Here is a 12,461-nt window from a genome sequence, read left to right on the forward strand (position 1 = left end):
TTTCCCACCGGATGTCCCTTCGTGCACGGGACATCCTGTAAGCAATACTGCCACGCCCAACGCCCGTGCGGGGGGTCTTTGGCCCTACGAACCCGGGGGCAGGCCCAACAGCTCCGCCAGGAACGGCCCGGCCTCGCGGTGCCGGGCGAACAGGCCTCCGGTGAGGGCCTCGGTGCCGCGCAGGGGTTCGCGGGTGGGGACCCGCTGCAACTTGCCGCGGCCGGGCAGATCGAAGATGACGGAGTCCCAGCTGGCGCCCACCAAATCACTGCCGAAGCGGCTGACGCAGCGGCCGCGGAAGAAGGCGCGCGTGTCCGACGGCGGCTCCGTCACCGCTCGGGCGATCGCATCATCGGCGACGACGCGCTGCATCCGGTCGCGGGCCAGCAGCCGGTGGTAGAGCCCCTTCTCGGGACGGATGTCCGCCCATTGCAGGTCGATCAAACCCAGCCGGGCGTCCGACCATTCCAGCCCGTCCCGCTGGCGGAAGCCCTCCAGCAGCGAGTACTTGGCGAGCCATTCCACCGTCGACGCCGCGGCAGCCCGGTCGCTGTCCAGTTCGGTCAGCGTCGCTGACCAGCGTTCAAGCACGGCGTGGGTGTGGCCGTCACCGTCGACGGCATCGGCCACGCCGGTGTCCTGGGCGAGTTTGGCGGCAGCTTCGAGGTACATCCATTGCAGGTCCAGGGCAGTCACGCGGCGCCCGTCGAGCAGGCGCAGGGTTGCGGTCAGCGTCGTGTCGTGGCTGACCGTCTGCAGGGCGGCAACGGGTTCGTGGACTTCGATGCGGGGTGCCAGCCCTGCCTCGATCAGGCTAAGGACCATGGCCGTGCTGCCGAACTTGAGGAAGTTGGCGCCCTGGCTGAGGTTCGCGTCGCCGATGATGACGTGCAGCCGGCGGTACTTGTCCGCGGTGGCGTGCGGTTCGTCCCGGGTGTTGATGATTGGGCGCCGGATGGTGGTTTCGAGGCCCACCTCGGTTTCAAAGAAGTCTGCCCGCTGGCTGATCTGGTAGCCGTTGCGGGAGCTGTCCTGGCTCAGGCCGACGCGGCCGGCGCCGCACATGATCTGGCGGGTGATGAAGAACGGCGTCAGTCCCCGGACAATCTCGCCGAAGGGGACCGAGCGCGGCATCAGATAGTTCTCGTGCGAACCGTACGAAACGGACTTGTTGTCCGTGTTGTTCTTGTACAGGTTTATTGGCGGCAAGTCCGGGTCCGCGGCCAGTCGGCGCACCGCGGCCAGCGCCACGAGATCCCCGGCTGCGTCCCAGGTGACGGCATCGCGCGGGTTGGTGACTTCCGGACTGGAATATTCCGGGTGGGCGTGGTCCACGTACAGCCGGGCGCCGTTGCCGAGCACCATGTTCATGAGCAGCGAGCCGGACTCGTCCTCGCCGTCGTGGTCCAGATCGGCGCGGCCGTAGGCCAGTGCGATGGCCTCCGCGTCGAGGGCCGGTGGCCGGTCGGTGAGCTGTTCCGGTTCGGCCTCGCTCCGCTCCAGGGTCCATCCTCGGGCGTCGTGCAGCGGCTCTTCGTCGGTGTAGTCCCAGCGGGTCTCGGCGCCGCCGGCCGCGCGTTGCCGCGTCACCTGGGCATAGGCCTGGATGACCCGGGCAGACATCATGGTGGCGTTGGCTCCCGGCGCGGAGGGCGCGTGGATGCCGTATTCGGTCTCCGAACCCATCACCCGCATGGCGCCGCCGACGGGCAGTCCTCCCGAAGCCGCTGCCGGTCCCGCCGTCACAGGTACTGGCCCGTGCTGGGCATCGTCTCGATGGACTTCCCGGGCTCCTGGCCGGCCTTGCCTTGGACGATGGTGCGGATGTAGGTGATGCGCTCGCCCTTCTTGCCCGAAATCCGGGCCCAGTCGTCCGGGTTGGTGGTGTTGGGCATGTCCTCGTGTTCCCGGAACTCGTCGACGACGGCGCGGAGCAGGTGGTCGATGCGCAGGCCCTTCTGCCCTGAGGTGAGGAGGTCCTTGATCGCGGACTTCTTGGCGCGGTCCACCACGTTCTGCACCACGGCGCCCGAATTGAAGTCCTTGAAGTACAGCATCTCGGTGTCGCCGTTGGCGTAGGTCACCTCGAGGTATTCGTTGGATTTCTCGGTGGAGTACATGGCCTCCACGGTGCGCTGGATCATGGCATCCACGGTCGCCTGGACGTCGCCGTTGTGCTCGGCGAGGTCCTGCTCGTGGAAGGGCAGGTCCGTGGTGATGTACTTGTTGAAGATGTCCGCGGCGGCCTCGGCGTCGGGGCGTTGGATCTTGACCTTCACGTCCAGCCGGCCCGGGCGCAGGATCGCCGGATCGATCATGTCCTCGCGGTTGGAGGCGCCGATCACGATCACGTTGTCGAGCCGTTCCACGCCGTCGATCTCGCTGAGCAGCTGCGGCACGATGGTGGTCTCGACGTCCGAGGAAATGCCGGTGCCGCGGGTCCGGAACAGTGAGTCCATCTCGTCGAAGAACACCACAACCGGGCTGCCCTCGGAGGCCTTCTCACGGGCGCGCGCGAAGATCAGCCGGATGTGCCGCTCGGTCTCGCCGACGTACTTGTCCAGCAGCTCCGGTCCCTTGATGTTCAGGAAGTAGCTCTTCATGTCAGTCTTGCCGGCGCGCTCGGCAGCCCGGGCGGCCAGCGAGTTGGCGACGGCCTTCGCGATCAGGGTCTTGCCGCAGCCGGGCGGGCCGTACAGCAGGATGCCCTTGGGCGCCTTGAGCCCGTGCTCCCGGTACAGGTCCGGGTGCAGGAACGGCAGTTCCACGGCGTCGCGGATCTGCTCGATCTGGGGCCCGAGGCCGCCGATGTCCTGGTAGGTGATGTCCGGGACCTCTTCGAGGACCAGGTTCTCCACCTCGGAGCGCGGGATCTTCTCCAGCGCGTAGCCGGTGCGGCTGTCGATCGAGAGCGCGTCCCCCACCCGCAGCTTTTGGGCCAGCAGGGCGCCGGAGAGCCGGATCACCCGTTCCTCGTCGGCCCGGCCCACCACGAGGGCCCGGTCGGGTCCGAGGAGTTCCTTGAGCGTGACCAGGTCCCCGGCCCGCTCGTAACCGAGCCCGGCCACCACCAGCAGTGCCTCGTTCAGCAGGACTTCCTGGCCCACCGCGAGCTGGTTCGGGTTCACGAGCGGGCTGATGCCGACCCGCATCTTGCGGCCGGCATTGAAGATGTCCACGGATTCCTCCGTGGCAGCCTGGCCGCTGTTCCCGGCGGTCGGCTGCCGCTTGGGGTTCAGCTGCAGGATGGTACCGAAGCTGTAGGGCGGCTGGCCCTCCTGGTCCAGGGCGTTCTTCAGGCGCAGGATCTCCGCTTTGGCCGTTTCCAGCATGCCGACGAGCTTGGAGTTGTTCTGCGTGGCAGCGGCGAGCTGGCGGTCGATGTGGCGGAGCTTGTCGCGCAGGATATTGACCTGGCGTTCGGCAACGGAAAGCTCGCTGGCCGCAAAACGGTCAACCTCGGCTGCCCCCGCCTGCTCGGTCCCGCCGGCAGCGTCCGCTGCCTGGGCCGCGTCCCCGGCCGCCAGGGCCTCGTCCTCCGCCGGCGTCCGGCCGTGGTCGTTGTTCGGAGTCTCCATCATGCATCAGCCCCTTCCGTACTTCTATTAAGACCATAGCCCCAAGTCGGCAGGTGCTGCTGAAGACTTCCGAAATACGGACTAGTTCGTAACCTCGGGGGTGTCCTTGACGTTGGTGCCGGCGATCGCGTCGCGGGCGGCCCGGCGCAGTTTCTTGTCAGAGACGGCGCGCTCCCCCACGGCCCCGGGGGTCCAGGCGTTGACGTCCTCGGCGTCGAATTCGGTCTTGGACGGCCGGCGCTTGACGGAAATACCCGTGACGCCGTCGGCCAGCCGGCGGGTGACCAGCAGGAAACCGGTGTGCGCCACCATCCGGTGGTCCGGGCGCACGGCAAGGCCTTCCAGGTGCCAGCCGCGGACCATGGACTCCCAGGCGTCCGGCTCGGTGAAGCGGCCGTCGGCGCGGATGGCCTCGGCCGTCCGGGACAGCTGCGTCACGGTCGCGACATAGTTGATCCACACCCCGCCCGGGGCCAGCACGGTAGCGACGGCGTCAAGGCACTCCCAGGGCGCCAGCATGTCCAGGACCACGCGGTCCACCGAGCCCGGAGCCTCGGTGCGGACCACTTCTTCCTGGAAGTCGCCGAGGGTGATCTGCCACGCCGGGTGCGGGCCGCCGAAGATCGTCTCGACGTTGCCGCGGGCAATGTCGGCGAACTCCTCGCGCCGTTCGAAAGAGTGCAGGTAGCCGTTGTCCCCCACTGCGCGCAGCAGCGAGATGGACAGCGCGCCGGAGCCGACGCCGGCTTCGACCACGCGGGCGCCGGGGAAAATGTCCGCCATCGTGACGATCTGGCCGGCGTCCTTGGGGTAGACCACGGCCGCGCCGCGCGGCATGGAGAGAACGAAGTCCGAGAGCAGCGGCCGCAGGGTCTGGTACTGCTGGCCGACGTTGTTGACCACAACCGAGCCATCCGGCTTGCCGATGATCTCGTCGTGGTTGAGGAAGCCGCGGTGCGTGTGGAACGCCCCGCCGGCTTCGAGGCTGATGGTGTTCATCCGGCCGCGCTCGTCCGTTAGCTGCACCCGCTCGCCCTCGCGGAAGGGCCCGCGGCGGCGGTTTGCGCCGACGGGCGCGGTGGAGGGTGCGGCGGCTGTCCCAGCAGCTCCGGCCGGCGTGCTGTTGGCGGCGGCGCTGTTCCCGCTCGGGGTGGCGTTGGCGGCGGTGTCGCTGCTCATGAAGTGTTCCTCGCTCCTGTAAAGCTTCGGTGGCCGCGTTTGGGGCGGCGGGCTCCGGCCCGTGTTCTTGGGCCGGAGAATTCACGACCGGCAGGTAACTCTACCGGGTCTGGCCCTAATTCCGGCCCTCGACCCCGGCCTGCGGACCCACGGTCCCGCTCGGCTGCTTCCCGGTCAGGACGTTGAGCACGGTCAGTTGGCGCAACAGTCCCGTAATGGTGCCGGCGTCGTCGACCACTGCATAGTCGGAGCCTTCGATCTGGGCCAGGTAGGCCAGGAGCTCGGCGCCCCGGTCGGTCTCCTTGACGTAGGCGCCGGCGGCGAGCGGGTAGGCCACGGCGGTTGCCGGCGTCGTGGCGGCCAGCGCCGGCGGAACGGCCGCGGCGGCGGAGTCGTCGACGACGGCGGCTGGCCGTGCGTCCGGGCCGTAGAGCACGACGCCGGGGACGCCCTGCGGCGAGTGCCGCAGCACGTCAAGGACGGTTGCCGTCTCCGGCAGCCCGAGCGCCGGTTCGGCGAGGGCTGCTGCGTCGACCAAGTGCAGCCTGCTCCGGTAGCGGGCCTGCTGGATCGAGGCGGAGGCGCCCATCCAAAGGAAGCTGCCAACCAGCAGGGTTATGAGCATGAGTGAGGTGTCAGGGCGGTTGCCGCTGAGCAGGGGCAGCGCGACGAACCAGAGGGCCAGGGCAATCACAATGATCCTGCCGGCCCAGCCCGCCGCGACGGTTCCCTTTTCGTGGCTGCCGGTGGCCTTCCAGACCGCCGATTCCACGAGCCGGCCGCCGTCCAGGGGCAGGCCGGGCAGCACATTGAAGATGCCGATCAACAGGTTGGCCCAGACGAAGATGTTGGCCAGTGTGTCCGCGACGCCGTCCAACTGCCCGCCCGAGACCAGCAGCCAGCCCGCGCCGGCGAGAACCAGGTTCGCAGCCGGTCCGGCCATGGCAACCAGGACGGACCGTCCCGGCGAGGCGGTGAATTCCTCGAACTGGGTGTGGCCGCCCCACAGATTGAGGACGATCTTGCGGGTGGGCCAGCGGTAGAGCCGGGCCGTGAGCGCGTGGGCCAGCTCGTGGACCAGCACCGAGATCAGGAGCAGCACGGAATAGGCGAACGCCACGAGGTAGGCGGTGGCGCCGAGGCTGGGGTCGTTGTTTTCCAGCACGGGCCCGTAAGCGATCACGGTGAACGCTGCGATGGCGAACCACGAATAGGCCAGCACCACTGGAATGCCGGCGATCCGGCCCAGCGGGATCCCGCCGCGGAGCGAGAAGGGAGGCTCCTCGGGCTGATCCTGCGGCCGCTGCGGCGTGGACTCAGTCAAGGCCGCGCGCTCCGTTGGCTGCGGCCAGTTCCGGGCTCGCGTCCGTGGCGCGGTGCCGGAGCGCCAGAAGGCGTTTGAGGTCGGCGACGGTGCGACCGGCCAGGGTGTCCCAGGTTGCGCGGCGCGGGTCATCCGGCAGTGGGACGATGTGCGGAATCGCCACCGTGGCAACGCCGGACGCGACAGCCGCCGCGACCCCGGGGGCGGAGTCTTCGAGGGCCACGCAGTGCCGGTGTTCCAGTTCGGGGTCGTGCCGCTGCAGGAGTTCCACGGCCTTCAGGTACGCCTCGGGGTGCGGCTTGCCCTGGGTGACGGTGTCCCCGGTGACCAGGAACTCGAAATAGGGTTTGGGCAGGCTGGCCACGATCTCCCGTGCCAGGGGCGCCTCGGACATGGTCACAAGGGCGCAGCGGACGCCGGCCGTGTGCAGTTCGTCCAGCAGTTCGCGCGCTCCGGGACGCCACGGCACGGACTCCCGGACAAGGCTGACGACATGCCCGGTCAGGGTGTCGATGATTTCGCGAACTTCCAGCTTCACGCCGGCCTCCTGCAGGATGCCGGCCGAGTAGACAAGCGACTGTCCCACCAGCTGCATGGCCTTCTCATGCGACCAGTGTCCGCCGTGGGCCGCCACCAGCGCGTGTTCGGCCTCAATCCAGTACCGTTCGGTGTCCACGATCGTGCCGTCCATGTCCCATAACGCGGCTTTGAGCAGGGGCTGGGAGGCTAGGGATCGCATGCCCTCCAGTCTACGATGCCGGCCCTGCGAGAGGCCCTGGGCTACGCCGATGGCGAATTTCAGGGCGCTTGCGGCGTTTTCCTTCATGCGCTCGCCCGCGACTTGGACGTAGGGTGAACACATGAATAGCTTCGAGCCAGACACCACGGAAACGGGCGTCACGCCTGAGCCGGAGCGGCTGCTGCAGCCCGTCCCCGAGGGCCAGCGTGTCACCGTGATGCTGGCAGCCTTCGAAGGCTGGAATGACGCCGGTGAAGCAGCGAGCGATGCGCTGCGCTATCTCAACAAGCTCTGGGGAGGCAAGAAGGTCGGCTCGATCGACGCCGACGAGTATTACGACTTCCAGTTCACCCGTCCCACCATCCGGCGCACGGCCTCCGGTGAGCGGAAGATCAAGTGGCCTGCCACCCGCATCTTCAAAGCCAGCGTTCCCGACTCCAATGTGGACGTCATCTTTGTCCAGGGCACGGAACCGTCCTACAAATGGCGCGCCTACACGGCCGAGTTGTTGGTGCACGCCGAGGCGCTGAGCGTGGATTACGTCATCCTGGTCGGTGCGTTGCTCGCTGATGTGCCGCACAGCCGCCCCATCCCGGTCAGCACCTCCAGCGACGACGCCGGGCTGCGGGAGCGGATGGATCTGGAGGCGTCCCAGTACGAGGGGCCCGTGGGCATCGTTGGGGTGCTTGCCGAGGTGGCGCTCCTGGCCGGCTTGCCTACGGTCTCGCTCTGGGCCGCCGTTCCCCACTACGTGGCGCAGGCGCCCTCGCCGAAGGCCCAGCTGGCCTTGCTGCACCGGATCGAGGAGCTGCTGCAGGTTCCGCTGGACACGCAGGAACTGGTGGAGGATGCGGACGCGTGGGAGCGCGGCGTGGACGAACTGGCAACTGAGGACCCGGAGATCGCCGCCTACGTCCGCCAACTGGAGGAAGCGAAAGACACCGCAGACCTGCCCGAGGCCAGCGGCGAGTCCATTGCGCGGGAATTCGAGCGCTATCTCAAGCGCCGCGGCAAGGACAAGCCTTAGGGCCTGTCCCGCCGCGCCGGCCTAAAGCGCGCAGTCCTAAAGTTCGCCGTCCTACAGTTCGACGCCGAGCAGCGCGTTCACCGCGTCGCCCACGAGGGCTGCGTCCGCTACGGAGCCCGTTGCCGAGTCTCCGGAGGTTCCCGCTGCCAGGGCGGCCGAGGCCCAGGTGTCCACTGCGGCGAGGGCTCCCGGCGCGTTGAGGTCATCCGAGAGCGCGGACCTCATCTCGGCAAGGACGGAACCGGCGGAACCCGCGGGTGCGACGTCCAGGGCCGCGCGCCAGGTGCGGAGGCGGTCCTTGGCCTCATCGAAGCCCGCATCGGTCCACGACCAGTCGCTGCGGTAGTGGTGGGCCAGGATCGCGAGCCGGATTGCGGCCGGGTCTTCGCCGGCGGCGCGCAGCCTGGAGACGAGCACAAGGTTGCCCTTGGACTTGCTCATCTTCTCGCCGTCGAGTCCCACCATGCCTGCATGGGCGAAGTGTTTGGCCAGCGGCACCCCGGAAAGGGAGTAGGCGTGGCCGGCTCCCATTTCGTGGTGCGGGAAGACCAGGTCGGAGCCGCCGCCCTGCACGGTAAACGGTGCGGGCAGGTACTTCTGCGCGATCACGGTGCACTCGATGTGCCAGCCCGGGCGCCCCTCCCCCAGTTCGCCGCCAGGCCAGCTGGGTTCGCCCTCGCGGGCCACCCGCCACAGCAGCGGGTCCAGCGCCTGGCGCTTGCCGGCGCGGCCGGGGTCGCCGCCGCGCTCGGCGAAAAGTTCCAGCATCTCAGCATCGGACAGGCCCGAGACGGATCCCAACGTCCACGCGTCGCTTGCCTCGGCGGAATGCTTTCCGGCCGCTTCGACGTCGTAGTAGACATCGCCGTCGGGCTCGCCCGCGCTGCCCGGGACCCGGTAGGCCAGTCCGCGCGCCAGTAGGGATTCGATGGCCGGCACGATCATCGGGATGGCTTCGACGGCGCCCACGTAGTTGTCCGGGGCCAGCACGTTCAAGGCTTCCATGTCGGTCTGGAACAGCTCGATCTGGCTGGCGGCAAGTTCCCGCCAGTCCACGCCCGTGGCCGTCGCGCGTTCCAGCAGGGGGTCGTCGACGTCGGTCACGTTCTGCACGTAGGCCACCTGCTGACGGCCGTCGCGCCACGCCCGGTTGAGCAGGTCGAAGGCTACGTAGCTCGCCGCGTGGCCCATGTGGGTGGCGTCGTACGGGGTGATCCCGCAGACGTACATGGACTGCTCCCCCGTTGCTTCAAGGGTGACGGGGCCGCCCTTGGCGGTGTCGAACAGACGCAGCGCGGGCATACTTCCCGGGAGCTGGGGAACAGGGCGGGAGATCCAGGATTTCACACCCCAAGCCTAGTGCTAGGCGCTGATGACATTGAAACCGAGCAGCAGGTACAGCGCCAGGCCCAGGAAGATGCGGTACCAGACGAACAGCCGGTAGCTGCGGGTGGAGACGTACCTGAGGAACCAGCCGATGATGACGTAGCCCACCACGAAGGCGATCACGGTGGCGAGACCGGTCTCGGGCAGCCCGTAGGGGCCGGTGATGCCGTCCTTGGAAACCACTTTGTAGAGCTGGTACAGGCCGCTGCCGAACACGGCGGGAATTGCGAGCAGGAAGGAATAGCGGGCGGCGGCCTCACGGGTGTACCCCATGAGCAGGCCTGCGGTGATCGTGCCGCCGGAGCGGGATACGCCGGGGATCAGTGCCATCGCCTGGGCAAGGCCGTAGAAGATGCCATGTTTGTAGCTGAGCTTGGTGAGGTCACGTTCCTGGCGGCCGACGGCGTCCGCTACGGCGAGGATCATTCCGAAGACAATCAGGGTGGTCGCCACAATCCACAGGCTGCGGAGCACCGATTCGATCTGGTCCTGGAAGAGCAGGCCGAGGACGATGATCGGCAGGCTGCCCAGGATCACGAGCCAGCCCATCCGGGCGTCCGGATCCTGCCGCGATACCTTGCCGGTCAGCGAGCCGAACCAGGCTTTGACGATCCGCACGATGTCCCGCCAGAAGTAGACAATCACCGCCGTCTCGGTACCCAACTGGGTGATGGCGGTAAAGGCGGCGCCGGGATCCGCGGCGTTGGGCAGGAACGCCCCTACGATCCGCAGATGGGCGCTCGAGGAAATCGGGAGGAATTCTGTCAGTCCCTGCACAAGGCCCAGAAAGGCCGCTTCTAACCAGTTCACGTTTATAGACCCTACGTTATGGAGGTTCCGAAGCACCGTAAGCTTGCAGGCATGCAGCAGCGTTATGTCGGCAACAGTGGGTTGCGTGTCTCGTCCCTTTCCCTTGGCACCATGTCGTGGGCCGGTGAGACCGATGAACAGGATGCCGCCGGCCTGCTTCGTGCATTTGTCGACGGCGGCGGCACGTTGATCGACACGGCTGCCTCCTACGCCGGCGGCGGCGCCGAAGTGCTGCTCGGCGGAATGCTGGGCGACGTCGTGGCCCGTTCCGAAGTTGTGATCTCCACCAAGGCCGGACTGACGACGTCGGGCGGCCGGCACAGCGTGGACACGTCCCGCAACGGACTCCTCTCCGGACTCGACGCGAGCCTCGCCCGGCTCGGGACCGACTACGTGGATATCTGGTTCGCCCAGGCCTGGGACCCGAACGTCCCGCTGGAGGAGACACTGTCCGCCCTGGATTTCGCGGTCCGCTCGGGCCGGGCACGCTACGCGGGCGTCTCCAATTTCAACGGCTGGCAGACCGCCAAGGCGGCCGCTGTGGCGGACTTCCCGCTGGTCGCCTGCCAGGCCGAGTACTCGCTGCTGCAGCGCAAGCCGGAGGACGAGTTGATCCCTGCCGTCGAAGATGCGGGGCTCGGGTTGATGGCGTGGGCCCCGCTGGGACGCGGGGTGTTGACCGGCAAGTACCGGGGCCACATTCCCTCCGACTCGCGGGCCGCGCACCACAAACTGGCCGGCTACGTGCAGCCCTACCTAGAAGGAACCGCCTCCAGCGTGGTCGAGGCCGTGGCGATGGCGGCCAAGGGACTGGGCCGTTCCGCCCTCGATGTGTCCCTGAGCTGGCTGCTATCCCAGCATGGCGTGGCCACAGCGCTGGTGGGCGCCCGGACACCCGTGCAGTTGAAGGAAATCATGGACGCGGCCCTGGCGCCGCTGCCGCCGGAGATCGCAGCGGCGCTGGAGGACGTATCCAATCCGGCCTGACCGGGTAACTTTTCGGTAGATTCCGGGCTCGCTCCCGGGTTGTGGACTTAGTCTTGGGCCATGAACTTGCAGAACCTCGCGATCACTACCGGCATCGTGCCCGTGGTTCTCTACATCCTCGCGGCCGCCGCCCTTGGCTGGCTCATTTGGGGCCGCCGGCGTCATCTATCCCGTTGGGTGCCGGCTGCAGCCGTTGCGGCGGTCATCCTCGGCATCCTTATCTGGTGGTTTTCCGAACCGGTGTGGAACCTCTGGGGCTCCCCGCTGCCCAAACGCGTCTACGCCTACGCGGGGTTCGGCATCCTGGCACTGCTCCTCGTCGTCCCCAAGATCCGGGACCTGCGCCGGCTGCCGGCACGCATCGCCGTGCTGCCGGCAGCGCTGGTGGTGGTTTTGGCGTCAGGGTCCCTGATTAACCAGAACTTTGAGTACTACCCCACGCTGGGCTCCGTCTTCGGCGACACGGGAGTCACGATGGAGACCCTGGACCAGTTCAAGAGCCAGGAACGCGGCGACTCCTTGCCCCAGACAAAACCGAGCGAGCCTCCCACCACGCTGGCGGACTGGACCCCGCCGGAGGGCATGCCGGACCAGGGAACGGTGGTCCGTGCAATCATTCCGGCGCCGATCTCCCACGAAATATCCTCGACGGCGTTCGTGTACCTCCCTCCCGCGTACCTTGCCACCCCGCGGGCGGACCTTCCGGTCCTGGTGCTCATCCACGGCGTCCCTGGCGAGCCGGTGGACTGGCTGCGTAACGGCCGGGTGGCCGAGTTCATGGACGACTACGCGTCGTCGCACAAGGGATTGGCGCCGATAATTGTGATGCCCGACGCCGGTGCGAGGTGGGCCAACTATCCGCCGCTTTGCATGAACACGAAGCAGGGCCAGGCGGGAACCTATCTGAGCCAGGACGTGCCCAACTGGGTGAAGGCGACGTTCGGCGCCGGCAAACACTCCAACCGCCAGTGGGCGATCGGGGGATTCTCCTACGGCGGTACCTGCGCCATGCAACTGGCCGTGAACTACCCAGAGGTGTACCCGACCTTCATCGACAGCTCCGGTGAAAACCAGCCGACCATCCGGCAAGGCCACCAGGCGCTGCTCCAGCAGTACTTCGGCGGCAGCGCGGCCGAATTCAAGAAGCAGAACGCCCTGGATGTGGTCAAGACCCGTAAGTATCCGGACACCGCCGGGATCATCACCGTCGGCGCCGGGGATCCGTTCTACCGGGCGCAGGGAATCCAGGTCTACCAGGGCATGAAAAAGGCCGGCATGGACGTCCAGTACCAGGAGGCGCCCGGCGGGCACGCCTGGACGGCCTGGAAATACGGCGTAGAGAACAACATGGACTGGCTGATGAAGCGCCTAGGCGTCACCGGCTGAGTCACCTGCACGGCGGCCGGAATGGGGATCACGTGGCGGAATGCG

The 12,461-nt window shown here is 67.7% G+C and carries 10 protein-coding genes; 3 read left to right on the top strand and 7 right to left on the bottom strand.

The window, feature by feature from the left end; translation table 11 throughout:
* Positions 1-84 precede the first annotated feature (84 nt).
* The 5 genes from dop to AC1DNC_RS00815 all read right to left on the bottom strand — a co-directional run bounded on the left by dop (position 85) and on the right by AC1DNC_RS00815 (position 6,820).
* Complete coding sequence (dop, locus tag AC1DNC_RS00795) at positions 85-1,695, bottom strand: depupylase/deamidase Dop (protein WP_476860953.1); 1,611 nt, start codon at positions 1,693-1,695, stop codon at positions 85-87.
* 47 nt (positions 1,696-1,742) lie between these two features.
* Positions 1,743-3,578, bottom strand: a complete 1,836-nt coding sequence (gene arc, locus AC1DNC_RS00800; protein ID WP_476860954.1) for a proteasome ATPase — start codon at positions 3,576-3,578, stop codon at positions 1,743-1,745.
* An 81-nt stretch (positions 3,579-3,659) separates the two neighbouring features.
* Positions 3,660-4,757: a tRNA (adenine-N1)-methyltransferase gene (locus tag AC1DNC_RS00805; RefSeq protein WP_476860673.1), complete on the bottom strand. Its 1,098-nt coding sequence runs from the start codon at positions 4,755-4,757 to the stop codon at positions 3,660-3,662.
* Between the two features lie 115 nt (positions 4,758-4,872).
* Positions 4,873-6,081 (bottom strand): site-2 protease family protein, encoded by a 1,209-nt coding sequence (locus AC1DNC_RS00810; RefSeq protein WP_476860674.1) that lies wholly within the window; start codon positions 6,079-6,081, stop codon positions 4,873-4,875.
* Positions 6,074-6,820: an HAD family hydrolase gene (locus AC1DNC_RS00815; RefSeq protein WP_476860675.1), complete on the bottom strand. Its 747-nt coding sequence runs from the start codon at positions 6,818-6,820 to the stop codon at positions 6,074-6,076. Before AC1DNC_RS00815 ends, AC1DNC_RS00810 begins: the two co-directional genes overlap by 8 nt.
* A 121-nt stretch (positions 6,821-6,941) precedes the next feature.
* Here AC1DNC_RS00815 and AC1DNC_RS00820 point away from each other — a divergent pair, with 121 nt between their 5' ends.
* Entirely contained in the window at positions 6,942-7,847 is a 906-nt protein-coding gene (locus AC1DNC_RS00820) for a PAC2 family protein (protein WP_476860676.1), read from the top strand.
* Between the two features lie 51 nt (positions 7,848-7,898).
* On the opposite strand, the gene mshC is transcribed toward AC1DNC_RS00820, so the two are convergent.
* Both mshC and AC1DNC_RS00830 read right to left on the bottom strand, forming a co-directional pair.
* The gene (mshC, locus tag AC1DNC_RS00825) at positions 7,899-9,194 is read right to left on the bottom strand and encodes a cysteine--1-D-myo-inosityl 2-amino-2-deoxy-alpha-D-glucopyranoside ligase (protein ID WP_476860677.1); all 1,296 of its coding nucleotides are present in this window, start codon (positions 9,192-9,194) and stop codon (positions 7,899-7,901) included.
* 15 nt (positions 9,195-9,209) lie between these two features.
* Positions 9,210-10,043 carry an undecaprenyl-diphosphate phosphatase gene (locus tag AC1DNC_RS00830; RefSeq protein WP_476860678.1) on the bottom strand — a complete coding sequence of 278 codons (834 nt, stop codon included), beginning with the start codon at positions 10,041-10,043 and terminating at the stop codon, positions 9,210-9,212.
* A 51-nt stretch (positions 10,044-10,094) separates the two neighbouring features.
* On the opposite strand from AC1DNC_RS00830, the gene AC1DNC_RS00835 reads away from it, so the two are divergent.
* Both AC1DNC_RS00835 and AC1DNC_RS00840 read left to right on the top strand, forming a co-directional pair.
* Positions 10,095-11,030 carry an aldo/keto reductase gene (locus AC1DNC_RS00835; RefSeq protein WP_476860679.1) on the top strand — a complete coding sequence of 312 codons (936 nt, stop codon included), beginning with the start codon at positions 10,095-10,097 and terminating at the stop codon, positions 11,028-11,030.
* A 60-nt stretch (positions 11,031-11,090) separates the two neighbouring features.
* Positions 11,091-12,416, top strand: coding sequence for an alpha/beta hydrolase (locus tag AC1DNC_RS00840; protein ID WP_476860680.1), 1,326 nt, complete (start codon positions 11,091-11,093; stop codon positions 12,414-12,416).
* Positions 12,417-12,461 lie beyond the last annotated feature (45 nt).

The sequence above is a fragment of the Arthrobacter sp. 01N442 genome (assembly GCF_056399345.1).